We start from the raw sequence: 25,655 nt of genomic DNA, 5'->3' as shown, positions 1-25,655 counted from the left end.
TACGAATAATGAAATAGAATGCGGTTTAACTTTAAAGAAATTGATATAAGTCATGGATATCGATCTGGCCCGCACCTTTCTGGAGATCGTCCGCACCGGCAGTTTCATGGCCGCCGCCGAACGGTTGCACATCACTCAGACCACGGTGACCGCCCGCATCCATAACCTGGAAGGCCAACTGGGCTGTCGCCTGTTCGTGCGTAATCGGGCCGGTGCCCGCCTGACGCCCCATGGTGAGCGCTTCACTCCGCATGCGAGCCAGCTGGTCCGCACATGGGAAGCCGCGCGACGGGAACTGCCGCTGCCGGAGGGGGCCGAGGACATGCTTGTGCTGGGCGGTGAAACCAGCCTATGGAACCCGCTGCTGCTGAACTGGGTTACCCGTTTGCGGCAGCAGCATCCGACCGTGGCTACTCGCGCTGAAGTGCATGACAGCGAGGCCTTGCATGAACGTCTCGAGCGCGGAGTGTTGGACGCGGCTCTGGTGCACCGACCGGCCTATTGGCCGGGGATGCAAGTAGAGCAACTGCTGGAGGAGAAGCTGATTCTGGTACGCGCGACACAGAGTGAAGAACCGTATGTTTATGTGGATTGGGGCGCCGATTTCCGCAAGCAACATGATATGGCCTTGCCGGAACGTGCCCGGGCTTCCATTTCCGCCAATTTCGGCCCTTTGGCCATCCAGCTTTTGCTGCAGCAAGGCGGCAGTGGTTATTTCCGTACCCGAGTGGCCGAGCCTCATCTGCGGGAGGGCACCTTGGAGCGGGTCGCCGATGCGCCGGAATTCACCTATCCCGTCTATCTTGCCTATGCCCGGGAAAAACGTGGTCCCTTGCTGGATGCCGCTTGTCTGGTGTTAAAAGCGGTGGCGGCAGAAAGCGCTGACTGGTCATCGTGAAATTGAACCCCGTTGCGGACCCGAGGCCGTCCCGGGCGGGACGCGCCGCCCCGATCAAGCTATCATGCGGGGCCAATTTTCATCATTCCGCCGGGTCCGGCCCGGCGTGACTGGGAGAGAGATTATGCAAGACGTGGTCATCGTCGCCGCCACTCGCACCGCCGTCGGTGCTTTCCAGGGTTCCCTGGCCAATCTGCCCGCCACCGCCCTGGGTGAAGCGGTGGTGCGCAAACTGCTGGCGGATACCGGGGTGGCGGCGGATCAAATCAGCGAAGTGATTCTCGGCCAGGTGCTCACCGCCGGTGCCGGCCAGAACCCGGCGCGTCAGACCGCGATCAACGCTGGCCTGCCGCAGCAGGTGCCGGCGCTCACCATCAACAAGGTATGCGGCTCCGGCCTCAAGGCGGTGCACCTGGGCAGCCAGGCAATCCGCTGCGGGGAAGCTGACATCATCATCGCCGGCGGCCAGGAAAACATGAGCTTGGCGCCTTATGTGCTGCCCAAGGCCCGCACCGGTCTGCGTATGGGGCACGCCTCGCTGGTGGATTCGATGATCCAGGACGGCCTGTGGGATGCCTTCAACGACTACCACATGGGCATCACCGCCGAGAATCTGGCGGAGAAATACGGCGTTACCCGGGAGGAGCAGGACGCCTTCGCCGCCGCCAGCCAGGCCAAGGCGCTGGCCGCCATCGAAAGCGGCCGCTTCAAGGACGAGATCACGCCGGTAACGATTCCCCAGCGCAAGGGCGACCCGAAGATATTCGACACCGACGAGCAACCGCGCGCCGGCACCACCGCCGAGAGCCTGGCCGGCCTGCGTCCGGCGTTCAAGAAGGATGGCACGGTGACCGCCGGTAATGCCTCCACGCTGAATGATGGTGGTGCCGCGGTGATGTTGATGAGCGAAGCCCGCGCCAGGGAACTGGGGCTGCCGATCCTCGCGCGTCTGGCCGGGCAGGCCAGTGCCGGTGTGGATCCGGCGATCATGGGCATCGCGCCGGTGTCCGCCACCCGCCGCTGCCTGGAACGGGCCGGCTGGACCCTGGATCAGGTGGATCTGATCGAAGCCAACGAAGCGTTCGCCGCCCAGGCGCTGTCCGTGGGCAAGGAACTGGAGTGGGACGCGGAGAAGGTCAACGTGAACGGTGGCGCCATCGCTCTGGGCCACCCGATCGGTGCGTCCGGCTGCCGAATCCTGGTCACTCTGCTGCATGAAATGCAGCGCCGTGACGTCAAACGCGGTCTCGCCACGCTGTGTATCGGTGGCGGTCAGGGCGTAGCTCTGGCGGTGGAACGCTGATCATAACGGCAACGATGGCGGCGGGCCGTCGTCGTTGCCGTGTTATTCCCGCCGCTCCGGTTCGCTCCTTGGCGGCGCCGCGCAAGACTCCCGCAGCACCAGATCGGTGTGAACCGCGATACGGTTGCTCTCTCCCTCCGGAGGGCGTCCCTCCATTTGCGCCAGCAGCAGATTGACCAGTCCGAAGGCCACTTCTTCCGCATTCCATTTCAACGTGGTGATCGGCGGTTCGTGCACCAGAGTCCATTCGCTGTCGCCGATACTGATCAGTGACAGGTCATCGGGAATGGAACGATGTTGCTCCCGAACCGCGCGTAAGGTGCCGGCGAGAATGCGGGTGCCGAGCACGATGAGTGCGGTGGGCGGTTGCTCTTGTGTCAGCAGTGAGCTGACCTCGGCGGCGGCATCCAGGCCCTGCCACTGGGGACGGACAATGGCGTTGTCCCGTGGCAGGCCGGCTTTCTCGAACGCCTCTCTGAACCCGGCGATGCGTTCTCTGCCAGGCCAGAGTTTCACCAGTGGTGTCAGCAAGGCAATGCGCTGGTGACCCAATTCCAGCAGATAACGTGTCGCCTTGCGCACGCCACTACGGAAGTTCGTTGCCACCGCTGGAATATGAGCAGGGAAGTCACCGCCGATCACCGCCACCGGCGCGCCGAAATGTTCAATGGCGCTGACCAGCGGCGCGCTGACTTCACTGCCCGGTGCCAGTATCAGACCATCGACGCGGCGGCGTTTGAATTCCTCGATGGCTTCCATTTCGGATTGCGGCTGGTCGGCACCGAAGCTCGCCAGCATCAACATCAGGCCACGGCTGCGTAGCCGCGAAGCCACGGCGTTGATGATCGCGCCGTAGAGGGGGTTGGACACATCGGTCACTAAAAAGCCGATGGCGCGGGTTGAGCGGGTACGAAGACTCCTTGCCAGCCCGCTGGGTTGGTAACCCAATTTGGCCATGGCGGCGTCCACCTTGCGTTTCATGGTATCGCTGACCGCCAATCCATTGATAACGCGGGACACGCTGCCCACGGAAACCCCCGCCTCGCGCGCGACGTCCTTGATGGTTGATGTCGTCATCCGTTTTTCGAGCCCTCTTCTCCGTGACTGTCTGCTCGCTCACCCGGAGAGTGAGGTCCGCGGAGCAGTGCGAACGCTGGGATTGTATCGTTTCAGGTATCGCCGTGTCGCGCCGCTCCGTGGGGAGGATTACATCAAGGAGGGCAAGTATAACGTGATCTCGGGAAACAGGATCAGAATGGCCAGGGTCAGAATGTCCATGGCGATGAACCAGGTGACGCCGCGAAAGATCTGTGCCAACCGCACCTTGTCGCCCGCCACCGACTTGATGATAAAGACGTTGATCCCCAGAGGCGGAGAGATCAGGCCGATTTCCAGATACTTGATCATGATGATGCCAAACCAGATCAGGTCGTATTCCAGCCCCTTGATGATCGGCACCACCACCGGCAACGTCAGCAGCATGATCTCGATGGCGCCCATGAAGGTACCCAGAAAGACATAAAGCAGTGACAGCGATACCAGAATCACGATGGGTGGCACGTCGTTGAATCCGGCTGCCCAGTTGGTGAGATCACCGGCGATGCCGGTGAGCGCGGTGAACGTGGTGACCATATAGGCGCCGATGATGGCGGCGAACAGCATAGACGTGCTTTTCAAGGTTTCCTTGAACGCATTGGAGGCGTCGGCCATGCCTATCCGCCGGCTCAACAGACAGAGCAGGAAAGCGCCGAACGAACCGACCCCGCCGGCTTCGGTGGGCGTGAACACCCCGGTGTAGAGACCCGTCACCACCAGCACGATCAACACGATCATGCCCCAGGCACCCTTCAGGGAATGGATCTTCTCACGGAAGCCGACACGCGGCACCGGTGGCGCCAGGTCCGGGTTGAGCCGGCAGCGCAGCATCACCATTGCCACATAGATGCCCAGGGAAAGCAGCCCGGGAATCACCCCGGCGACGAACAGCTTGGCGATGGATTGTTCGGTGAACACTGCGTAGAGAATCATCAGGATACTCGGCGGAATCAAAGATCCGAGAGTGCCGGAGGCAGCCACCACGCCGGCGGCCAGGCCCTTGTCATACTTCCAGTTGAGCATTTCCGGCAACGCCATTTTGCCCATCGCCGCCGCCGTGGCCAGGCTGGAACCGCTGATCGCGGCGAACAACGCGCAACCCACCGAGGAGGCCACCGCCAGGCCGCCGGGGATCCGTGCCAACCACAGGCGCGCGGTGGCATAGATGTCCCGGGTGAAGCCGCCTTCCGTGGCCAGATAACCCATCAGCAAAAACATGGGAATGGTGGTGAAGGTGTATTCCGCGGTGCTGGAGTAGGGCAGCTCTCCGAGAAAGGTGTTGGCGGACTGAAACGCGCTGGCGAACATCATGGTGTCGTCGCCCCGGGCGGCGAGCACCAATACCAGACCGCCGTAACCGGCGGCCACCAGGGAGACGGCGATGGGGATACGCAGCAGCAAGGCCAGAATCATTAACGTGGTGACAACAATGCCGATCGTTTGAGGTTCCATCACCGTTTATCTCCAGACTGATCCCGCCGTCCGAAGCGATCCACCTGATCGTCCAGACCGGCGTTTTCCAGGGCCAGCTGCAATTCTGATTCCGCCTGCTCCGGTTGTGACGAGGGCCAGATCAATTGCGTCAGCATGCGCAGGCACCACCAGCCCAGACCGAGGGGGATCAACATGCGTGCCGGCCATTCCGGGATATAAAGAATGGCGCTGAAGCCGTAGCCGCCGGTCTTGAACGACTCGTGGGCGCTGAGCCAGCCGAGCCAGGCCATGTGCCCGAACACCAGGATGCCCGCCGCCAGGCCGGCGCAAAAAAGCGCCTTTTGGACACGGGCGGGCAGCAGGTCGGTAAACACCGTCACTTCCAGATGCGCACCCATGGATTGCACATAGCTGAGCGGCAGGAACACTATGGCCACCAGCATCATTTCGCTGACAATCAGGCCGTCCGGAAGCGATTGCTGAAACAGCGCCCGGCCAACCACATTCACGAAGGTCAGCATCATCAGCGCGGCCAGTATGAGCTGGGCCAGGAAGACCAAAATCGTGTCGATCCGATCCATCGCCGTGGTGATCGTCGCCGCCAACTTGTTGCTCGCCATTACCGAGCCCTCCTTATTGCGGACGTTGACGGTCCCAGGGGTAGCCTTCCGCCTCGACTTCACGGGCGACCTTCTCGATCTCCTCTTTGTAAGCCTGGTGCAGGTCTCCGGCGTGTCGGTTCCAGCGCGACATCTGTTTGATCATTTCATCGTCGCCCAGTGCCAGGCCTTTCTCCCACGCCTGCCGTTGCGCCGGGGTGAGTTCCTGGAAAATTAACGGGTTGTCGGGATCGTTCTTGAGAAGCTCACGTTGCTCCGCTTCGTCTTCGATGCCCGCCCTGGCCATGCGCACCATCAACTCGGTACGCAGACCATCGAACACGGCCTGTTCTTTTTCGCTCAGCCGCTGCCAGGAATTGAGATTCATCATCACCACGTTGGAGTTCTGCCCGACCTTGGGCTCCACCACATACTTGCTGACTTCGTTCTGGCTGTTGGGGCCGATTAGCGGTACATAGGTCATGGCGCCGTCGATGGTGCCCCGGCCCATGGCCGAATAAATCTCGGAGAAATACAGGCTCACCGGGTCCACCTTCCAGTCGGCCATTTTGGCAACTTTGGCCATGGTGCCGGGCATGCGCACCTTGTCCCCCTGAAAATCATCGGGGGTGGTATAAGGGTGGGTTTTACTGATTAGAACCTGCGGACCGTTGGAGAGGTGCACCACATACTTCATGTTGTTCTTCTTCTCTTCCTCCCGCAGGGGCGGGAAGTTCTCCCGAACCCGGCGGAATGCCTCCGTCACCACGTAGGGGTCACTGGAGCCGATCCTAGTGTTCTCCATGTACCAGAGGGGAAGTTTGTCCGGCGTGTAAGCCGGGGACATGTAAGCGAGATCGGCGATCCCCGCGGTGACCGCCTGAGCGGCATCCTTGAGTTTCACCAGGCTTTGCATGTAGTAGATCTTCACCTCCACCGAGCCGCCGGTCTTTTCCTTGACGGTGTCGGCCCACCATTCCCAGGTTTGATGCACACGGCTGCCGGTGGGAGCCAGGGGCAAGGCGAACGAGAGCGTCTTGGTCGCCGCGAAAGCGTTTCCTGCGAGGAACGTCGAAAGCGCCAAAACCATTGCGATACCGGTTTTTGTCATTTTCATCATGGTCTTTACCTGTCTTTTTTATCGCCGATGATGGCAGTGAAACACGGCCTGGCGGCCGCTATTCATTGCCCTCCAGATCAATCTCGAAATTCTCCAGGAAGCGCGAGACCATCATGTAGAAGCCGATGAGCAGGTGGAGCTCGACCAACTGCTGCTCGCTCATCATCGATTCCATCTGCCGAAAAGCCGTGATGCCGGCCTTGGTGTTGAGGGTGACGGTGTCGGTGTAGTGCAGCACGGCCCTTTCTTCATCGTTGAAAACCGGGGCATCGGGGCCGTCATAGAGAGCATTGATTTTTTCCTGGGGAACCCCTTCCTTGGCGGCCAGACGCTTGTGCTGATGCACCTCGTAACCGGCCCGGCAAAGGATGCCCACGCGCAGAATCACCAGCTCACGCAGTTGCGGATCGAGGCTGCCCGTGCGTAGCAGGGCGCTGCCCAACGCCAGAAACCCTTCCGCCGCTGGTCCGCCGTGGGCGATCATCCGATAGATGTTTAGCGGCGGGCGCGAACCGATCATCGCGCGCAGCGTTTCGGGGATGTCGTCCATGTTCTTGTAATCGATACGAGCCATTGTTTCTCTCCAGATCGTTAGAAGATGCCGTTACCCAGCCCGCCATCGACGAACAGAGCGTGCCCGTTGACGTAGCTGGACTCGTGGGAAAGCAGGAAAAGCATGGAATAGGCCACTTCCCAGCCCGTTCCCTGGCGGCCGAAGGGCACGGTCACGGCGCGGTTGGGACGCCTTGCGCTGGCCGCTCTTCCCATCGGTGTGTCCATCAATCCAGGGGCGACCGCGTTGCAGCGTATGCCCTTGGCATGCCCGGCCATGGCGACGCTTTTGCACAGTGAAAGCTGTGCGGCTTTCGACGTTTCGTAGGCCGGATTGCGGCCCGTGGGGCGCTGGCTGGCTAGCGAGGAAGTCAATACCACGGCGCCGCCTTCCGTCATCAGGGGCAGGGCGGTCTGACAGGCCAGCATATGACTGCGCAGATTGACCGCGTGCTCGAGGTCCCAGCTTTCCGGCGTGATTTTGTCAAGAGGCAGGCCATGGCTGATACCGACGTTCAGCACCAGCCCGTCCAATTCACCCAGCGCCGCTTTGGCGTCATGAATGAGTTGGATCACCTGTTCCGGCTTGGACACATCCACGACGTGCGCGCTGGCTTGGCCGCCTGCCTCTCGGACCCGGCGCGCGGTGTCCTCGACACTGGCCTGATTGATGTCCGCGCAGGCCACCTTGGCGCCTTCACGGGCGGCGAGAATGGAAATCGCTCTGCCGTTGCCGACCGTCACTTCCTCGTCGTCGCTGTCGCGCTGTCCGGCGCCGATCACCAGGACATGCCGTCCGCTCAGACGGCCACGGCCGGGCGACAAGCCTATGGCTTCCTCGAACATCTGCGTGACGGGGTTGATCTCTCTCTCCGGAATGTTCATGGGCAGCCTCTCCTGTGCGGTGCATGGCAATATTGGCATTGAGACGAAAATGAAACGATTCAAAAAATGATTTTAGGTAGGTTCCAGTATTTCAATGAATAACCCTATATTATGGTTTTTATTGGAGTCAATAAAAAATGAATCGATTCAATTTTGAGTCAAAAGATGCATGATGAGCACCGGCTGGCGCCGATCAGCAGCGGAAAATGGGGATCGGAACGGCATGATTTGCCGGGAACATTTGCCGGCACGAAAGTGGGGGGAGGGGAGAAAGGGCCGCAATGAGCGGCCTTGAACGTCGAGGCCCGGATAAGATGGGCCTCAGTGCGGTGTCTCGATCGGAGGAGATCCGGAGGCGTTTTTGTTGTTAGCGGGTCATGCCTTTATAGGCCTGATAGCGCGAACCAGCTTCGTATTCCTCCACCCGCTCTTGAGCCAGGGCCTTGAACCCGTCCGGCTCCCAGGTGTATTCCTTGCGGCCGTCGTCGCGGGGGATGCTCAGCGTTACCGGCTTGCCGGCGATCAACGCCGCGCTGATGTCGTGAGCGGCGTCCACGCCCTTGAACGAATAATGGGTGTGGCCCTCCAGGCAATTTTCCGAGGAGGGGAATTCCTGACCATTCACCTGCATCAGACGGGAGGGATCCGGGGCGCTCAGAGTCATGGTTTTACCGTCGTTCTGACCACAGCTTTCCGCCGGCGCATCGAACACGCCGAGGAACTGTTCGGTGCTGCCGATGATGGTCTCGAAGGTGAAGATCATTTGCATCTCACCGTCGGTGGACAGCGCGGCCACGGACAGACGATTGTCTTCTTCGGCCTGAGCCACGGTTTCCCAGGTGCCGCCTTCGGCTTTGCCGAGCGGATACAGATCCTCGGCCAGAGCGGACGGGCTGAGCAGAGGGAGGGCGATCAGGGGGATGAGTACGCGTTTTTGCACAGGGGGGCTCTCCTTTGCGCGTCGAAAACGCGCAAGTTTAGGCGGCCCGTGCGGCGTCTTCAAAGGCACCCTCTGGAACGGTGACCTGAGTCTCAAATGAGTGGCATCGTATCCGGTGTCAGCTTACCCGCCGTTGTTGGCCTGCCCAGAACGGTTTGCGCAGCTCGTATTTGAGGATCTTGCCGGCGCCGGACATGGGCAGGGCATCGCGGAACTCGATGCTCTTGGGGCATTTGTAGCCGGCGATCAGGTCACGGCAGTGAGCGTCGATGCGCTGCTCGTCCAGTTGCTGACCGGGGGCCGTTACCACCACCGCATGCACGCGCTCACCCCAGCGTTCATCGGGTACGCCGATCACCGCGCATTGGGCGACTTCCGGCAGCTTCAGCAGGGCGTTTTCCACTTCCGCGGAATAGACGTTCTCGCCGCCGGTGACGATCATGTCCTTGATCCGGTCGACCACGTAGATAAAACCGTCCTCGTCCATGTAGCCGCCATCGCCGGTGTGCATCCAGCCGTTGCGCAGGGCCTCGGCGGTCTGTGCCGGCTTGTTCCAGTAGCCTTCCATGACCATGGGGCCGCGCGCGATGATTTCGCCCACCTGGCCCGGCGGCACGTCGTTATCGTTTTCGTCGACGATGCGGACTTCCGCGTTGGGCAGCGGATAGCCGGCGGACTTGAGTTTGCCGGCGCGGCGTCCCTCGGCGGTGTGGTGCCAGCCGCTGAGGATCGAAATCACCGGCGACAGCTCGGTCATGCCGTAGCTCTGCGAGAATTCCGCGCCGGGCAGGACTTCCATGGCCCGCAGCAACAGCGCCTCGTCCATGGGGGAGGCGCCGTAGCGAAGGTACTTCAGCGCTGAAAGATCGTGCCGGGAGAAGTCCGGATGATCCAGCAGCATGCGCAGCATGGTCGGTACCAGAAAGGTTTCTTCCACGCCTTCCCGCTCGATGGTGTCCAGCACCACCGCCGGATCGAATCCCGGCAGAATCACATGGGTGCCCTGGCGCACCGCGATCTGCACCACCGAGGCCATGCCGGCCACATGAAACAACGGCGAGGAGTACAGCGCCACCGGATGACGGCTGCGTTGCACCGCCGCCATCTGACCCAGGGTGCCGGAGTACAAATTGCGATGGCTGAGCATCACCCCTTTGGGCGCACCGGTGGTGCCGCCGGTATATAGAATGGCGGCCAACTGTTGGTGACTGGCGATCTGGTCGTCCAGTTCGGGCGCGTCGGCGATCCAGCTTTCGTAGCCGGTGAGATCCGCCGGTGCGTCGTCGTCCAGATAGATCACTTCTTCCAGAGCCTCGGACAACTCTCCCAATCGCGGCACCATGTGAATAAAGTTACGGTCCACCAGCAGCACCCGGGTGCCGCAGTCATCCAGAGAGTAGGCGATCTCCCTCGGGCTCCAGCGGATGTTCACCGGGTTGATCACCGCGCCGCGCCACCAGCAGCCGTAAATGCTTTCCAGGTAACGGTCCGAGCCCAGGGCGAGAATACCGACGCGGTCGCCGGGTGCCACGCCGAGTCCCTGCAGGGCTCCGGCCATCCGGGCCACCCGCGGGACCCACTCGGCGTAGCTGTGACGCCGGCCGTCGCAAACGGTGGCGGTGCGCTCGGGGCATTGTTGCAAGGCCTTGTGCAGGGATTGCGTGAGGTACATGAGAGATTTTCTCCAGGAACCGTTACATGAGGTTGGGCAGGAAGGTGACCAGATCCGGGAACAGGATCAGGATGGCGACGGTGATGACATCGAGGACGATGAACCAGGTCACTCCGTGGAAGATCTGGCCGAGGCTGACGGAGCGGCCCACCACACCTTTGATGATGAAGCAGTTGATCCCCACCGGCGGTGTGATCATGCCGATTTCCAGATACTTGATCATGATGATGCCGAACCAGATCAGGTCGTATTCCAGCCCCTTGATGATCGGGATCACCACCGGCAGCGTCAGCAGCATGATCTCGATGGAACCCATGAAGGTGCCCAGGAACACATAGAGCACGGTCAGCGACAGCAGGATCACCACCGGTGGCACATCCAGGTTGCCGGCCCAGGAGGTCAACTCCGAGGCGATGCCGGTGAGGGCGGTGAAAGAGGTCACCATGTAGGCGCCGATCACCGCGGCGAACAACATGGACGTGGTCTTCAGGGTTTCGTTCAGGGCGCTGCGGGTTTTTTTTCCGTCCAGACGGCGAGTGACGATACACATCAGGAACGCCACCGCGGCGCCCACCGCGCCGGCTTCCGAAGGTGTGAAAATACCGCTGTAGAGACCGATCACGATCAGCGCGATCAATGCCAGCATGTTCCAGCTTTTCTTCAGCGCCGCCATCTTCTCGGCCATATCGACCTTCGGCACTGGCGGCGCCAGTGCCGGATTCATTTTGCTGCGAAGCATGACGAAACCGACATAAATACCGAGGGACAGAATGCCGGGAATGATGCCGGCGATGAACAGCTTGGCGATGGACTGATCGGTGAATACCGCGTACAGGATCATCAGAATGCTGGGCGGAATCAGCGAGCCAAGGGTGCCGGAAGCGGCCACCACGCCGGTGGCGAGGCGCTTGTCGTAGCCGTGCTTGAGCATTTCCGGAATCGCCATGCGGCCCATGGCGGCGGCGGTGGCGAGGCTCGATCCGCTGATCGCGGCGAACAGCGCGCAACCCACCGAGGAGGCCACGGCCAGGCCGCCGGGGACCCGCGCCAGCCACAGCCGGGCGGTCTGATAGATATCACGGGTGAAACCGGCTTCGGTGGCCAGATAGCCCATCAACAGAAACATGGGAATGGTGGTGAAGGTGTATTCCGCGGTGGAGGAATAGGGCAGATCCGACAGGAACTGATTGGCGGTGCTTAAACCGCGCGCCAGATCGAACTCGCCGGTGCGTACCGCCATGACCAGTACCAGGCCGACATAACCGGTACTGACCAGAACCACGGCAATGGGAATACGCAGCAATAACAGGGCCACCATTACCACGGTGACCACAATGCCGATCGTAACCGGATCCATTGGATCTCCTGTTGTTATCGTTCTTGAAGGGGCGATGCGCCCGAAATATTCAGAGGGCCTGTGCTATCCCGATAATCAACAGTCAGGCGTCCTCGGATTCGCGCAAAGTGCGTTCCACCTCGGACTCCGGCGGCTCGCGGTTCCAGGGCATCAGCAGTTGAATCAACATGCGCACGCACCACCAGATCAGGCCCAATGGAATCAAGGCGCGCACCGGCCACTCCGGTAACTCCAGCGTGCTGGCATAGGCGATTTCTCCCCACTCATAGGATTCCCAGGCCTTGCCGGCGCTGAGCCAGGCCATCCAGGCGAACATGACGATGCCGATGATCAACCCGAGCGAGACCAGGGTTTCCTGTAGCCAATGGGGCAGGTGATCGGTGAGCACGGTGACTTCGATATGGGCGCGAATGGACTGGACGTAGCTCAGTGGCACGAACACGATCGCCACCATCAGCATTTCCGAAAGCAGCAGATCATCGGGGACCGGGCTGCGGAAAAAACTCCGCCCCACCACGGACACAAAAGTGATGCCGACCATGGCGGCGAGCAGGGCCTGGGACAGCCATACCAGGACCTGATCCACCCGGTCCATCATACGAACGGGCCACGGCATTCGAGACATGGATCAGTTCCCGGCGACTTTTTCGGATTGCCAGGGGTAGCCGTTATCCGCCACTTCTTTTTGCACCGCGCGCAACTCGTTCTGGAAGCTTTCGAAGACTTCCAGGGCACGGGGGTCACGCTTCGCCAGTTTTTCCGCGTAGGCGCGTTCGACCGGTTCCAGGGCGGCTTGCCAGGCTTTTTGCTGTTCCTGGGTGAGGATATGGAATTCGGTGGGGAATTCCTTATTGGTACGCATCATCTCACGCGCATCCTCGGCTTCCTGGAGACCGGCGCGGGCCATGCGGGTGCGGTACTCATCGTTCAACTCGGCAAACACCTGCTGTTGTTCCGGCGTCAGGCTGTTCCAGGTATCCAGATTCATGTTGACCACCACCATGGACTGGCCGATACCGGTTTCCACCGCGTACTTCGCCACTTCGTGGTGTTTGTAGGGAGGCATCAGATAGGTGTAGGTCTGGGCGCCGTTGATGGTGCCGCGATCCATGGCGGAATAGATATCGGCGAATGCCACCTGCACCGGTGTCACGTTCCAATTGGCCTGCTTGGCCGCCTGTACCGCTCTCGGTGTCATGCGGACCTTGTCGCCGTCGAAGTCATCCGGCGTCAGATAGGGACGGCTGGTGCTGGCGTTGACGCGCGGACCGCTGGAGTAAGCGATCAGATGCACCATGTTGTTTTTCTTCAGTTCCTCGGCCATGGCTGGGGTTTTTTCCAGCACACGGTGCCAGGCTTCATTGGCGATGTAATTGTCACCGGAGCCGATTTCGGTCTGCGACAGCGTCCACAGCGGGAAGCGGGATTCCACGTACTCCGGGTTCATCGGCGAAATGTCGGCGAGCCCGGAGCCGAGCGCCTGGGCGGAGTCATGGTACTTGACCAGGCTTTGCAGCCAGTGGACTTCGATTTCGATTTCGCCGTTGGTGCGTTCCTTGACCTCATTGGTCCACCAGCGCAGCACCTCGTTGCTGGGGCGGTCGGTGGGAGGTGCGGGGGTGGCGTAATGGAGCGTACGGGTGTCCGCGCCGGCCAGAGCACTGGTGAGGGAGAAAGTGATGGCCGCGCCCGCGACCATCAGATGTTTTTTCAGCGACATTGGTAGGGCCTCCGCTATTACTATTCTTATTTAATGGGTCGATCCATTACATTCGAGGCAGAGGCGGCCAGCGGGCCGCCCTATTCGAATTTCAGTCTGTCGGTCCCCCGGTTGGGCAACAATGACCTATCGCGACAAAAGATTTGGCGTAAAGCGCCAGCGGGTTCAGCGTTCCGCCACCTTATCCCGTTCCCAGGGGTAGCCGCTTTCCTTTACTTCCGCCGCCACTTCCCCGAGACGCTCCTGAAAGCGCTCGAACACCGATACCGCCTGGGGTGCGCGCTTGCCGGTTTTTTCCGCGTAGGCGCGTTCTACCGGCAGGTAGCCAGTTTCCCATTGGGCCCGTTGCCGGGCATTGAGAATGTGGTATTCGGTAGGGAATTCGCGGTTGCTCCGAATCATCTCCCGCGCCTGTTCCAACTCTTCCAGGCCAGCTTCCGCCATCCGCAATTCCAGTTCCCGGTTCACTTCCTCGAACACCTTTTGTTGCTCCGGGGTCAGGCTGTTCCAGGTGTCCAGGTTCATTGCTTCCAGGATCATGGCTTGGCCGTTACCGGTTTCGACGATGTGCTTGGCGACTTCGTGGTGTTTGAACAGCGGCACCAGATAGGCGGCGGACTGGGCGCCGTTGATGGTGCCGCGATCCATGGCGGAGTAAATGTCGGTGAAGGTCAGATTGATCGGTGTCACCTCCCAGTCCGCCTGCTGCGCCGCCTGCACGCTGCGCGGCGTGAGCCGCACACGGTCACCGTCGAAGTCTTCCGGCGTCAGGTAGGGCCGGGTGTTGCTGATCAGCACCCGTGGCCCGGTGGAGTACACCGCCATGAACGCCATGTTGTTGCGCTGCAGTTCTTCCTGGAGAGCGGGCGTGTTCGCCATCATCCGCCGCCACGCCTCGGCGGCGATATAGTGATCCCCCGGACCCACCTCGGTTTGTGACAGCGCCCAGAGCGGAAAACGGGCGGCGGTGTAATCCGGTGTCATCCCGGCGATATCCGCCAGGCCGGAGCTGATCGCCTGGGCGGTATCCGCGTATTTCACCAGACTCTGCATCCAGTGGATTTCGATTTCGATCTCGCCGTTGGTACGAGCCTTGATCTGTTCGGCCCACCAATGCCGGGCCCGATTGTTGGGGCGATCGGTGGGCGCTACGGCGGTGGCGTAATGCAGGGTCCTCGGCTCGGCCTGGACCGACGGGGAAAGACACCACAGCGACAATGTGGAAAGAACGCACAAAACACGAACAAAAGGCGTCATGGCATGGCCTCCGGTATTGTTATTGTTCCGATCATCCCGGCGGTGTTCCGGCGACGAACAGAGCGTGTGGAGCGGCGGACGGCGAGGTTCCCCACTGCAGGCCTGATTCCAGTCTGAAGGGGCGGGGCGCCGCCACAATGGCCGGCTCCGACAAAGCCATTGGCGAAAACGATCAAGGCCAGTACGGGGGGCGGGTTTATATCGTGGCATAGAAGGACCAGCATTACTCTCCATCTTGGACAGCGAAGCCGCGTTAGGCCTTTGCGGGAACGCCGTGAATACGTCCCTGTAGGCTCCCGGTCGAACGTCCCTGTTCGACAGGGTCCCACAAAGGGCTAACGCGGCTTCGCTTCGAGGTAACCGGCGGGCATGGGCGTTCTTACGAGCGACGCCAAACCATTAAGGAGAGGTGGGGGAGCCATCTCTCCTGTCCAGAAAGATTCGTCGTCGTTGGAGCCCGGAACGCTGCGGCTCACTCGAAACGGGTCTGCACGGAGGCCTTCCGGGACCCTGTTTGACAGGGACGTCAAACCGGGAGCCTACAGGGATGTATTTACGGCGATCCCGGAAGGCCTCCGTGCAGACCCGTGCCTTGATGGAGATATCCGCTTCCGATCAATCGCGATATCGGGCAGGGCGGAAAGGTTGCGATTTGTGCTCGTTTTGTTATGTTATAACAAATTGGCGCAATGCCATGGAAAACCGGTTCTTCAGGGCAAGCTCCGGCGGTTTTTCGTATCATGGCACTTTTCCCGGACCCGACTGTTTTCCTATGACCGATACCCTGACACTTTGCCGCCCCGATGATTGGCATCTGCATTTTCGTGACGGAGCCATCCTGGCCGAAACCGTGCCGGTGACCGCGCGGGTGTTCCGCCGCGCCATCGTCATGCCCAACCTGACCCCACCGGTCACCACCGTGGCCCAGGCCGAGGCCTATCGTCAGCGCATCGTGCCCCACATTCCCGCCGGCGTGGAGTTCGAACCGCTGATGGTGCTTTACCTCACCGACCAGACGCCGGTGGAAGAGGTGGAAAGGGCGGCCGCCAGCGGTTTTGTGCATGCTTTCAAACTGTACCCCGCCGGCGCCACCACCAACTCGGATAGTGGCGTTACCGATCCGTCGCGGATCGCCCATCTCTATGAGGCAATGGAGAAGCACGATGTGCCGTTGCTGGTGCACGGTGAGGTGACCGAGGCGGAGATCGATGTGTTCGATCGCGAAAAGGTCTTCATCGACCGTTATCTCACCGACATTCGCCGCCGCTTCCCGGCCTTGCGTATCGTCTTCGAACACGTCACCACCGGCGAAGCGGTGGATTTCGTCAAGGAATCCGGCGACGCCACCGCCGCCACCGTGACGCCGCAGCATCTGATGATGAACCGCAACGATCTGCTGGTGGGAGGCGTGCGTCCGCACAACTATTGTCTGCCGGTGCTCAAGCGCCGGACCCATCAGGAACGTATTCAACAAGCGGTGCTGGAAGGGCATCCGCGCTTCTTTCTCGGTACCGATTCCGCGCCGCATGCCCGTGACAAGAAAGAAGCCGCCTGCGGTTGCGCCGGCTGTTATTCGGCGCGGGCGGCCTTGCCGTTGTACGCCACTTTCCTGGAGCGCCACGGCGCGCTGGACAAGCTGGAAGGTTTCGCCAGCCATTTCGGCGCGGATTTTTATCGTCTGCCGCGCAATCCGGACACCGTCACGTTGCGGAGGGATCCCTGGGCGGTGCCGCAACAAGTGCGGGCCGCGGGAGAGGAACTGGTGCCGTTCCTGGCCGGTGAAACGCTGCCCTGGTCGGTGGCGCCGTGACCCTTTTGCCGGTGGTGGTGCTGACCGGATTTCTTGGCAGCGGCAAAACCACGGTGCTGAATCACTGGCTGTCCAGACGCGATGATCTGGCGGTGATCATCAATGAACTGGGGCAGGTGGGCATCGACCAGGCGCTGGTGGGTGAGACATCGGTGCCGGTGAGTCTGCTGGCCGGCGGCTGCGTTTGCTGCACGGTGCAGGGCTCGTTGCGCACCACCTTGCGTAATCTGTTCATGGCCCGTGCCGCCGGGGACGTGCCGCGCTTTTCCACGGTACTGGTGGAAACCACCGGCGCCGCCGATCCCTTCGGCGTCACCTCGGTGTTGGAACAGGACCCGTGGCTGCGGCGCCATTTCCAGCTGCGATCGGTGATCACCACGGTGGACGCGCGATCCGGCATGGCGGGGTTGAGCCGGCATCCCGAGGTGATTGAGCAGGTGCGTGCCGCCGATGTGCTTTTGTTAACCAAGGCGGATCAGGTGGAAGCGGAACAACGCGGGCCGCTGGAAGCCGCCCTGGCGGAGCTGAACCCCGGCGCCGAACGGCGGTGGAGCGAGCAGGGGCGGGTAGAACCGACGTTGCTGAATCGCGGCTTTCCACGCCGTTGCCGGGTCACCGGGCAATTGAGCGCGGTGGCCGACCCCGCCGTCCCGCCGCTGGCTGCGGCATCGCTGGCAAGCCGGCACCGGTTCCACGCCGCAGATCTGCGCTGGCGCGGCGCGGTGGACTATTTCGCGCTGCAGTCCTTGTGGGCGGACCTGCTGGAGCAGTGTGGACCGCATTTGGTGCGGCTCAAGGCGCTGGTGGCTGTCGATAAACTGGACGGACCTTTGCTGGTCCAAGGTGTGGGTGGCCAGCCGCTGGAGATGTCGCCGCTGCCGTCGTGGCCGGGTGATGATGACGACAGCCGGCTGGTGCTGATTACCGATGGCGACGACCCGGCCTTTCCCGGCCAGTGTCTGGCGGCGTTCCGCACGGCTCTGGACCGCATACGGCACTGATATTCCGCATTTGAAGAGGAGCACCACCATGCGACGGTTGGCGATAGCGATGGCGTTGAGCACTTCGGCGGGGTTGGCCCAGGCGGCGGGCCCTCATGTGCACGGACAAGGCAACCTGGACCTGGCTATGGCCGGCGGCACGCTGCTGGTGGAACTGTCGCTGCCGGCCGCGGACGTGGTGGGTTTCGAACATGCCCCAAGGGACGACGAGCAGAAGGCGCTGGTGGAAGACGCCCTGGCCCGGCTGGGCAAGGGCACCAATGTGCTGGAACCGGCGCCCGCCGCCGCCTGCACGGTAGCTCGCGAGAGCGTGCACAGTGGCCTCTCCGATTCCGAAGCCGAAGAGCATGATCATGGAGAAGAAAGTCATGATCACGACCACGGCGGCCATGCCGACTTCGAAGCGCGCTATCGCTGGCACTGCGATCACCCGGACAAACTGGCGTGGATCGATGTGCCGTTGCTGGAATTCCTTAACGGCGTCACGCTCAAAGTGCAACTGGTCACCGATCAGGGCGCCCGTGCTGACAGCCTGAAGGCGCCCCACACCCGGTTGTCCATGGACTTGCGATAGTGGGACGTGCGATGAGGGTAGTGCAATGAGGGAAGTGCAATGAGCACCGAAGTGTTGCGCTGCCAGGACCTGCGTTTCGGCTGGCGTGATAGTCCGGTACTGATGCTGGAATCGCTTTGCGTGGCCGCCGGGGAGAGGGTGTTTCTGGGTGGTCCCAGCGGTTCCGGCAAATCCTCGTTACTGGCCCTGATCGCCGGTCTGGTGTTGCCGCAAGAGGGCTACATAACGGTGGCCGGACAGGATCTGGCGAGCCTGTCCGCCGCCGGCCGCGATCGCTGGCGCGCGCGTCACCTGGGCATCATCTTCCAGCAGTTCAATCTGGTGCCGTACCTGAGCGGCCTGGACAACGTGCTGTTGGCCGCTTCGCTCTCCGGCATCGGCCGCGCATCCGGCAAGGAACGCGCTCTGGCCCTGGCGGAGCGCCTGGAGCTCTCCGAAGCGCTGCTGGTTCAGAAAGCTATCGAGCTGTCGGTGGGCCAGCAGCAACGGGTAGCGGCGGTGCGAGCGATGATCGCCGAGCCGGCGCTGCTGATCGCCGACGAGCCCACCTCGGCGCTGGATGACCGCCGCCGTGACCACTTCATGACGCTGTTGTTGCGTGAGAGCGAGCGCCAGAACAGCGCGGTGTTGTTCGTCAGTCACGATCAACGGCTGGCGGCGCATTTCGACCGGCATCTTGATTTGCCCACCCTCAACGGAGCGACGCCATGCTCTGGCGATTGACCCTGCGCAGCCTCTGGCACCGCCGCGCCACCCTGGTTCTGGTGGTGCTGGCCATCGCTTTGAGCACCGCTTTGCTGGCGGGAGTGGAGCGGGTCCGCCAGGAAACCCGTGACCGGTTCACCAGCACCGTTTCCGGGGTGGATCTGATTGTCGGCAAACCCAGCGGGGCTCTGAATCTGTTGCTCTATAGCGTATTCCGCCTGGGCGAGCCGGTGGCGAATATGGACTGGGAAAGCGTCGAGGCGATCACCGAGCGGCCGGAAGTGGCCTGGGTGGTGCCCATTTCCCTTGGTGACAATCTGCGTGGTTTTCCGGTGGTGGGGACCACCACCGATTACTTCCGTTACTACCGTTATGGCCGGGACGAGACGCTGCGTTTCAGCGCTGGAGAGCCGTTCGATGATGTGTTCGACGCGGTGCTGGGCGCCGGGGTGGCGGCGCGGCTGGGACTGAAGGTGGGCGACGAGGTGGTGCTGGGGCACGGCACCGGCACGGTGTCGGTGCGGCGTCATGACACCATGCCGTTCAAGGTCCGTGGTGTGCTCGCCGCCACTGGTACGCCGGTGGACCTGTCGGTGCATATTTCCCTGGCGGCGATGAGCGCGATCCACCTGGATTGGGTGGCGGGGACACCGCTGCCGGGCCGCCACACCAGCCCGGATCAGGCCCGCTCCCGCGATCTGCAGCCGGATTCGGTGACGTCGTTGCTGGTGGGGCTGAATTCCCGGGTCGCGGTGTTCCAGATGCAACGCTGGATCAATACGCGGGCGCCGGAGCCGCTGCAGGCGGTGATTCCCGGCGTCGCCCTGGGCCAGATGTGGCGCATGCTGGGAATGGTGGAGCAGGCGCTGAGGGTAATCTCGGTGGCGGTGCTCGGCGTCGCCCTGCTGGTGATGCTCAGCGCCTTGCTCACTGCCCTCAACGAGCGGCGCCGGGAAATGGCGATTCTCCGAGCTCTGGGCGCGCGGCCCTGGCAGATCGGACTATTGATGGTGGGGGAGAGCGCTTTGCTGTCCCTGGTCGGCGTGGTGGCGGGCGTGCTGCTGTTGCAGGGCGTGGCCGCGTTGGCGATGCCGGTACTGAGTGAGCGCCTGGGCATGGCGCTGAGTCTGTGGCGGCCGGCGCCGCTGGAGGCGTTGTGGTTGCTGGTGGTGCTGGTCAGCGGCACCCTGGTGGGATTGATTCCGGCCTGGCGGGCCTATCGTCACACCCTCAGTGACGGGCTCACGCCACGCTATTAGAGAGGTCGAGAGAGTATGAGATTCGCTTTGGTGGTGGTGTTGGCGATGCTGACGCTGATGGCGCGGGCGGCGCCGGTGACACTGGAATGGGACCATCTGATACCGGAAGACTGGAACCCGGAAAAGGAAGTCAACGAACTGGCCGAGCGTATCAACCGCACCGAGGACGAAGACCCCGAGGCGATGTCGATCATGGACGACATCCAGGCGCTGTGGAACAGCGCGCCGTTGCAGCAAAGTCTGGACGACAAGGACATCCGGCTGACCGGCTTCGGCGTGCCGCTGGAGGGCGACGCCGACCATGTGCGCGAATTTCTGCTGGTGCCGTATTTCGGCGCCTGTATTCATGCGCCGCCGCCGCCGCGCAATCAGATCATCCTGGTCCGCGCCAGCGGCAAGGGCGTGCCGCTGGATGCCATCATGGGCGCCTTGCAGGTCACCGGCACGCTCAAGGTGACACCGGAAGAAACCGAGTACGGCCAGGCCGGCTACAGCATGAAAGCCAGCGATGTGAAAATTATCTCCGAGCCGATGTATTAGGCACCTGAATTTTCGTTTGCCTGAGTGGTCGGACGTCAATTCCAAGGCAGCTACGAAGTACCTGTAGGAGCCAGCCCTGCTGGCGAATCACTACGGCGGCGGGAGACAAAGCCCTTCGCCAGCAGGGCTGGCTCCTACAGTGAGGATAGGGGCCAAAGCCGCTGCGTGAAACGCTCCCTCTCCGCAAAACAATGTCTAACGTGTAGGAGCGGCCGGACGGTCGCGATATGCTGTCGGCTGATCTGGAATGATGGAGTCAGCCATGCCGCAACACATGGACAACGCCGAACAGGCGGTGGACCGGGTTCTTGAACTCACCGGCGGCGAGGTGCGCCTGGGACTGCCGCTGGGTCTGGGTAAACCCAATCGCTTCGTGAATGCCTTGTACCAGCGGGTGAAGGCCGACCGGTCCCTGTCCCTGGAAATTTATACTGCTCTGTCCCTGGGGCGGCCCGGTGCCGGCAGTGATTTGGAGCGGCGTTTTCTCGAACCGTTCGCCGACCGTGTGTTTGCTGATTACGAGGAACTGGATTATTTGCACGCGGTGCGCAAGGACGCCTTGCCGGAGAACATCCGTGTGTTCGAGTTCTTTTTCCAGCCCGGCAGCTTGCTGAACAGCACGGATGCCCAACGGCATTACATCAGCGTCAACTACACCCACGCCGCCCGTGACATCAATGCCCGGGGCGTCAATGTGGTGGCGCAACTGCTGGCCACACGGGAGCGTGATGGGCGGCGCCAATACAGCTTTTCCTGCAACCCGGAGGTGACTCTGGAGTTGCTGCCCATGCTCAAGGCGCGCCGCGACGCCGGCGAAACCATCGTCGCGGTGGGACAGGTGCACCATGATTTGCCGTTCATGGAGAACGATGCGTCCCTGGGCCGCTGGTTGCCGGAGATGGATATTCTGCTGGATGACGAGCAGGCGCAGACCCGTTTGTTTTCCACCCCGAACATGCCGGTCAGCCACCAGGACCATTTCATCGGTTTGCACGCCAGCACCCTGGTTCGCGATGGTGGCACCCTGCAGATTGGTATCGGCGCCCTTGGCGATGCCCTGGTGCATCACACCCTGCGCCGTCAACACCACAACGATGAATATCGCGCTCTGCTGGGGCAACTGCCGATGTCCGACAGCCAGCGGCAACTGATCGAACGTGAGGGCGGGGTGGGGCCGTTTCAGCAGGGGCTTTACGGCTGCAGCGAAATGATGACCCATGGGCTGCTGACCCTGATCGATGACGGCATTATCCGCCGTGCGGTGTATGACTGGCCGGCGCTGCAACGGCGGGTGCTGGCGGACGCGGCGCTGACGCCGACCCTGGCGTTGCTGGATGATATGCGTGACAGCGGGGATCTGCCGGCGCGCCTCGGCGCCGACGATCTGAGCCGGCTGCGCCACTACGGTATCGTCCAGGAAGCACTGACGTTGCGCGACGGCGGCGATAACCTGTCGCTGCCCAACGGCGTGGTGGTCCCCAATGATCTCGAGGACGGCGCCACCCGCGAGGCGCTCAAGGCGGTACTGGGACGCGGACTGCTTGGCGGCACCGTCATGCACGGCGGTTTCTTCCTGGGGCCGCGGGCGTTCTACCAGCGTTTGCGTGAACTGGACGACGACACCCGCGCGGCCATCAACATGACGCGGGTGAACTACATCAACGACCTGTTCGGTGAGGAGGCGATCTGCCGTTTGCAGCGGCGCGATGCCCGTTTCATCAATAGCGCTTTTTCCATCACCCTGCTGGGCGCGGCGGTGGCGGACCAATTGGACGATGGCCGCGTACTCAGCGGTGTCGGCGGTCAATACAACTTCGTCGCCCAGGCCCATGAACTGGCCGGTGCCCGTTCCATTCTGATGGTACGGGCCTGGCGTGAACGTGGCGGTGAGGCGCAATCCAATGTGGTGTTCTCCTACCCGCACAACACCATTCCCCGGCATCTGCGCGATATTGTGGTGACCGAATACGGGGTCGCCGATCTACGCGGGCGCAGTGACGAGGAAGTGGTGATGGCGACGCTCAATATCACCGACAGCCGCTTTCAGGCGCAGCTGCTGAAACAGGCCCAGGAAGCGGGCAAGTTGCGGCGGGATTACCAGATCCCGGAACCGCATCGCCATAATACCCCGGAAGCGCTGCAGCGTCTGGCGGCCCGGGCCGGTGCCGGAGCGCTGCCGTCGTTCCCGCTGGGCAGTGATTTCACCAATACTGAACAGCGCGTTCTGGAAGCGCTGACCTGGCTCAAGGCCAAGGTCAGCCAGAAGGAATACCTCAAGCTGGGCCGCAAGGCGCTGTTCCAGGATTACCACGCGGAACGCTACGGCGAGGAACTGGCGCGGATGGGACTGGCCGACCCGGACGGCCTGCGCGAGCGGCTGTATCAGCGTCTTCTGCTGACAGCGCTGGAGGCGACGAAGCCTCGCTAGAGTTGACAGTTGATAGTGGACGGTTGACAGCGAGAAAAGACAATAACTAGATCTTTAGCCGCTGTGGGAGCTTGCCTGCAAGCAAATATCGCTAAACGCCTGGGCGTGCCCCATTCGCTTGCAGGCAAGCTCCCACAGAAAACTGCCTCAGCGGTTGTCGCCGCCGTTGTTGTCTTCGCTGTCCTTGTCCTTGCCTGGCCGGCCCCGTCCGGACAACACCCGCCAGAACGGAATGCGGCGGGTCACCGCCACCATTTCATCCACGGTATCGCCGATACCGGAGAGCCGGTCCACGGTGTCGCGCAGTCCCACCAATTGGTCCACGTGTTCGGAGATCTTGAACACCACCATATAGAACTCGAGCAGGGCGCGCAGTGCCGAGGCCATGAATAGGAAGCCCAGTGGCGCGCCGATGAACAGGAAGAACAGGCCGCGCCAGGTGGAGGTCATGAACGCTTCCACGGTGAGATACAGCAGCCCCAGAGCGATGGCGGCAAGCGCCACGCCGTACACGCCGGGAATCACCTGGATGATCATGTAGCGGTCGAAGCGAAAGCTCACCAGCTCCTTCCAGTACTGCACCATCCAGAACAGGCCACGGCGCAGTTTTTCATTGAACGGATCGTGGGCCGGCGGGGGCCGGGTATCGTCGGCGTCGGGCGCGGTGTCATCGTTGTGCGGATCTACCATTTGGCGTATTGCTCCTCGACAAAGCCGGGCTGACCGGACAGGGGCAGGGTGGTGCCATCGGGTAGCCTGAGCTCGCCGTGGAACACCCCGAACAGTTGATGGAAGTTGCTGGCGAACAATCCCAGATTGAGGCGCTCGCGGTGTTCGCCGTGTGGCTCGAAGCGCAGTTGCAGGCGGCCGCAGCGGCTGCGCATCCGCCACGGGGCCATGAGGTTGTCCCGCTGATAGTCGAAGCTGACGCCATCGAGCTTGATCAGGCGACCGTCCAACCACAGGCAGTTTTCATTGACGCTGGTTTCGTTGACGCCGCAGGACACGTTCAGGCCCACCCGGTGACCGTCGATGCAGGCGGAAAAACAGGCCCAGTTCCAGAAGGTTTCCCGCCGCATGTAACCGGCGGAAAAATCGTGGTGGCCACCGACATTAGCCAGATCCGCCAGTGACCATTCGCGACCGCGCCAGCGCAGTCGGCCGCGCAGACCGACACCGGCCACTTTGTTGGCGTAGACCCAGCCGTTGACACCGGTGCGGGTGCACAGGGACATGGGCTGGTAGCCTTCCGGCTCTTCCAGCGCCACATCCAGTTCCAGCCCGGCGCCGCGCACGGTCAGGGATTTCTCCCGGGTGCCGCCGTCGGCACGGTAAGCCAGGACGATGTCGGTGCCGCCACGGCGGAAGCGGCTTTCGCCGTTCACCGGCGAGTCCGACATACACAGACCGCGCCCCAGCGGCGCCCGCCAGGTGTGTTCTTCCAGGGTGCCGGTGGCGGGTTGGTAAATATAGAGAAAAGCCACCCCCAGATAAGCGGTGTCCGCCAGGGCACAGCCGATCAGCAGATCGTCGCTGATCACGCCGAGATACTGGAACTGCTTGTAATGGAAATGACGAGCCCGGCGCGAGGCGGGCGACCCCATCGGCGTTCGGTAATCGCAGGCACGGCCGTTGATGGTGGTGACGGAATCGGGGAACAGGCCGAGCCGGACCTGTCCCCGCGGCCCGACCAGCGGTTCAGGCAGGGGATCGAAGTTCATTAAAAGGCCAAGAGTCCGGCACCAGAAAGCCCGGTGCGTTGTTGTCGGTGCGAATCATCACCACGGATTGTTTGCGCTGAACATAGTCTTGCAGCTCGGCGGGGGCAACTGGCGAGGTAAAATTGTCCGACAACAGTTCGGGAATGGCCCAAAAGGCCCGGGGTATCGGGCGGGCCGGGGAGTTCCAGTGCCCGGCCCGGCACCAGAAGCCACTTTGATGCCCATGAGCGGCCTGTGCCGGTGACGGACAGGGTGGCGCCGGGTAGAACAAGCGCCCGCGAGTCAGCGCCTGCCGATGGTCGATGGGGGCGATCGGAGGTTCCGCCGCGCTCACGTCCAGGCTGCGGGGTAGCTGGTGCTGAAACAGGTGTTCGGCTTTGCTTTGCAGGGTGTCGCGTGGATTGGGGCCCGGCCATTGGCCGTCGTGGCCGAGAAAGAATTTCAGCGCCAGCTCCCAGTGCAGGCACCGACCGCTGCCATGGTCGAACAGCACCATGTCCAGCTCTCCCAGAGTGCGTCCCTGTCGGCGCAGAGGGACGTTGCGCGCCAGCAGTTCAAGGCGCTGACTATGGGCGAGCAGGGCAGCCACCAGGGCTTCGAACCAATGGCCGAGACGACCTTGCACGGGAGGGGCGCCCGCCGCCGCGGCCCGATGCGGCCAGTCAGGGTCCTCGGTCAGGCATTGCTCCAGCAGAACACCGGCATCCTGGTCGGCGCCCGCTGGTGTGGCGAAGAGAGGCGGGGCTTCGATCAGCCATTGAAACAGGCGGATCGCCGGTGGCCCC

24 protein-coding genes are annotated in these 25,655 nt (G+C 62.1%); 9 read left to right on the top strand and 15 right to left on the bottom strand.

Annotated features, from left to right (window positions below):
• Positions 1 to 52 precede the first annotated feature (52 nt).
• Together B5T_RS15005 and B5T_RS15000 are read left to right on the top strand one after the other, a co-directional pair.
• The gene (locus B5T_RS15005; protein ID WP_014995373.1) at positions 53 to 898 is read left to right on the top strand and encodes a LysR family transcriptional regulator; all 846 of its coding nucleotides are present in this window, start codon (positions 53 to 55) and stop codon (positions 896 to 898) included.
• A gap of 124 nt (positions 899 to 1,022) precedes the next feature.
• Positions 1,023 to 2,201: an acetyl-CoA C-acetyltransferase gene (locus tag B5T_RS15000; protein WP_014995372.1), complete on the top strand. Its 1,179-nt coding sequence runs from the start codon at positions 1,023 to 1,025 to the stop codon at positions 2,199 to 2,201.
• Positions 2,202 to 2,243: 42 nt separating this feature from the next.
• On the opposite strand, the gene B5T_RS14995 is transcribed toward B5T_RS15000, so the two are convergent.
• From B5T_RS14995 to B5T_RS14940, 12 genes are all read right to left on the bottom strand, one after another.
• On the bottom strand, positions 2,244 to 3,278 hold the full coding sequence (locus B5T_RS14995; RefSeq protein ID WP_014995371.1) for a LacI family DNA-binding transcriptional regulator: 1,035 nt from the start codon (positions 3,276 to 3,278) through the stop codon (positions 2,244 to 2,246).
• A 129-nt stretch (positions 3,279 to 3,407) separates the two neighbouring features.
• Positions 3,408 to 4,748 carry a TRAP transporter large permease gene (locus tag B5T_RS14990; protein ID WP_014995370.1) on the bottom strand — a complete coding sequence of 447 codons (1,341 nt, stop codon included), beginning with the start codon at positions 4,746 to 4,748 and terminating at the stop codon, positions 3,408 to 3,410.
• On the bottom strand, positions 4,748 to 5,350 hold the full coding sequence (locus tag B5T_RS14985) for a TRAP transporter small permease (protein ID WP_014995369.1): 603 nt from the start codon (positions 5,348 to 5,350) through the stop codon (positions 4,748 to 4,750). The genes B5T_RS14990 and B5T_RS14985 overlap by 1 nt, the downstream gene beginning before the upstream one ends.
• A 13-nt stretch (positions 5,351 to 5,363) precedes the next feature.
• On the bottom strand, positions 5,364 to 6,449 hold the full coding sequence (locus B5T_RS14980; protein ID WP_014995368.1) for a TRAP transporter substrate-binding protein: 1,086 nt from the start codon (positions 6,447 to 6,449) through the stop codon (positions 5,364 to 5,366).
• 58 nt (positions 6,450 to 6,507) lie between these two features.
• Entirely contained in the window at positions 6,508 to 7,023 is a 516-nt protein-coding gene (locus tag B5T_RS14975; RefSeq protein WP_014995367.1) for a carboxymuconolactone decarboxylase family protein, read from the bottom strand.
• A gap of 17 nt (positions 7,024 to 7,040) precedes the next feature.
• The gene (locus tag B5T_RS14970; RefSeq protein WP_014995366.1) at positions 7,041 to 7,886 is read right to left on the bottom strand and encodes an SDR family NAD(P)-dependent oxidoreductase; all 846 of its coding nucleotides are present in this window, start codon (positions 7,884 to 7,886) and stop codon (positions 7,041 to 7,043) included.
• Between the two features lie 367 nt (positions 7,887 to 8,253).
• The gene (locus B5T_RS14965; protein ID WP_014995365.1) at positions 8,254 to 8,826 is read right to left on the bottom strand and encodes a hypothetical protein; all 573 of its coding nucleotides are present in this window, start codon (positions 8,824 to 8,826) and stop codon (positions 8,254 to 8,256) included.
• Between the two features lie 118 nt (positions 8,827 to 8,944).
• Positions 8,945 to 10,498 carry an acyl-CoA synthetase gene (locus B5T_RS14960; RefSeq protein WP_014995364.1) on the bottom strand — a complete coding sequence of 518 codons (1,554 nt, stop codon included), beginning with the start codon at positions 10,496 to 10,498 and terminating at the stop codon, positions 8,945 to 8,947.
• Positions 10,499 to 10,520: 22 nt separating this feature from the next.
• Positions 10,521 to 11,855: a TRAP transporter large permease gene (locus B5T_RS14955; protein ID WP_014995363.1), complete on the bottom strand. Its 1,335-nt coding sequence runs from the start codon at positions 11,853 to 11,855 to the stop codon at positions 10,521 to 10,523.
• An 82-nt stretch (positions 11,856 to 11,937) separates the two neighbouring features.
• Positions 11,938 to 12,480 (bottom strand): TRAP transporter small permease, encoded by a 543-nt coding sequence (locus tag B5T_RS14950; RefSeq protein ID WP_148279273.1) that lies wholly within the window; start codon positions 12,478 to 12,480, stop codon positions 11,938 to 11,940.
• Positions 12,481 to 12,483: 3 nt separating this feature from the next.
• Entirely contained in the window at positions 12,484 to 13,575 is a 1,092-nt protein-coding gene (locus B5T_RS14945; RefSeq protein WP_014995361.1) for a TRAP transporter substrate-binding protein, read from the bottom strand.
• Between the two features lie 165 nt (positions 13,576 to 13,740).
• Positions 13,741 to 14,832 carry a TRAP transporter substrate-binding protein gene (locus tag B5T_RS14940; RefSeq protein ID WP_014995360.1) on the bottom strand — a complete coding sequence of 364 codons (1,092 nt, stop codon included), beginning with the start codon at positions 14,830 to 14,832 and terminating at the stop codon, positions 13,741 to 13,743.
• A gap of 772 nt (positions 14,833 to 15,604) precedes the next feature.
• Here B5T_RS14940 and pyrC point away from each other — a divergent pair.
• The 7 genes from pyrC (at position 15,605) to B5T_RS14905 (ending at position 23,149) form a co-directional block, all read left to right on the top strand.
• Positions 15,605 to 16,642, top strand: a complete 1,038-nt coding sequence (pyrC, locus tag B5T_RS14935) for a dihydroorotase (RefSeq protein WP_014995359.1) — start codon at positions 15,605 to 15,607, stop codon at positions 16,640 to 16,642.
• The gene (locus B5T_RS14930) at positions 16,639 to 17,643 is read left to right on the top strand and encodes a CobW family GTP-binding protein (protein ID WP_014995358.1); all 1,005 of its coding nucleotides are present in this window, start codon (positions 16,639 to 16,641) and stop codon (positions 17,641 to 17,643) included. Before pyrC ends, B5T_RS14930 begins: the two co-directional genes overlap by 4 nt.
• Positions 17,644 to 17,671: 28 nt before the next feature.
• Positions 17,672 to 18,217 (top strand): DUF2796 domain-containing protein, encoded by a 546-nt coding sequence (locus B5T_RS14925; protein WP_014995357.1) that lies wholly within the window; start codon positions 17,672 to 17,674, stop codon positions 18,215 to 18,217.
• Positions 18,218 to 18,256: 39 nt separating this feature from the next.
• Complete coding sequence (locus B5T_RS14920) at positions 18,257 to 18,940, top strand: ABC transporter ATP-binding protein (protein WP_014995356.1); 684 nt, start codon at positions 18,257 to 18,259, stop codon at positions 18,938 to 18,940.
• A complete protein-coding gene (locus tag B5T_RS14915) occupies positions 18,925 to 20,181 on the top strand; it encodes an ABC transporter permease (RefSeq protein WP_014995355.1) in 1,257 nt (418 codons plus the stop codon). Before B5T_RS14920 ends, B5T_RS14915 begins: the two co-directional genes overlap by 16 nt.
• 15 nt (positions 20,182 to 20,196) lie before the next feature.
• On the top strand, positions 20,197 to 20,721 hold the full coding sequence (locus B5T_RS14910; RefSeq protein WP_014995354.1) for a DUF3299 domain-containing protein: 525 nt from the start codon (positions 20,197 to 20,199) through the stop codon (positions 20,719 to 20,721).
• Positions 20,722 to 20,983: 262 nt separating this feature from the next.
• On the top strand, positions 20,984 to 23,149 hold the full coding sequence (locus B5T_RS14905; RefSeq protein ID WP_014995353.1) for an acetyl-CoA hydrolase/transferase C-terminal domain-containing protein: 2,166 nt from the start codon (positions 20,984 to 20,986) through the stop codon (positions 23,147 to 23,149).
• 147 nt (positions 23,150 to 23,296) lie between these two features.
• Here the strand turns inward: B5T_RS14905 and B5T_RS14900 are convergent, their stop codons facing one another.
• From B5T_RS14900 to B5T_RS22360, 3 genes are read right to left on the bottom strand one after another with little or no spacing between them, the layout of a single operon-like run.
• Positions 23,297 to 23,839, bottom strand: coding sequence for a DUF4282 domain-containing protein (locus B5T_RS14900; protein ID WP_014995352.1), 543 nt, complete (start codon positions 23,837 to 23,839; stop codon positions 23,297 to 23,299).
• On the bottom strand, positions 23,833 to 24,870 hold the full coding sequence (locus B5T_RS14895) for a DUF2804 domain-containing protein (RefSeq protein ID WP_014995351.1): 1,038 nt from the start codon (positions 24,868 to 24,870) through the stop codon (positions 23,833 to 23,835). Before B5T_RS14895 ends, B5T_RS14900 begins: the two co-directional genes overlap by 7 nt.
• Entirely contained in the window at positions 24,848 to 25,621 is a 774-nt protein-coding gene (locus tag B5T_RS22360) for a DUF1853 family protein (RefSeq protein ID WP_229682958.1), read from the bottom strand. The genes B5T_RS14895 and B5T_RS22360 overlap by 23 nt, the downstream gene beginning before the upstream one ends.
• Between the last annotated feature and the right edge of the window lie 34 nt (positions 25,622 to 25,655).

Origin of the sequence: Alloalcanivorax dieselolei B5 (assembly GCF_000300005.1) — a bacterium.
Taxonomy (GTDB): Bacteria; Pseudomonadota; Gammaproteobacteria; order Pseudomonadales; family Alcanivoracaceae; genus Alloalcanivorax; species Alloalcanivorax dieselolei.
Note: the sequence above shows the minus strand (reverse complement) of the source record. Positions and strands in the feature narration are given on the sequence as shown.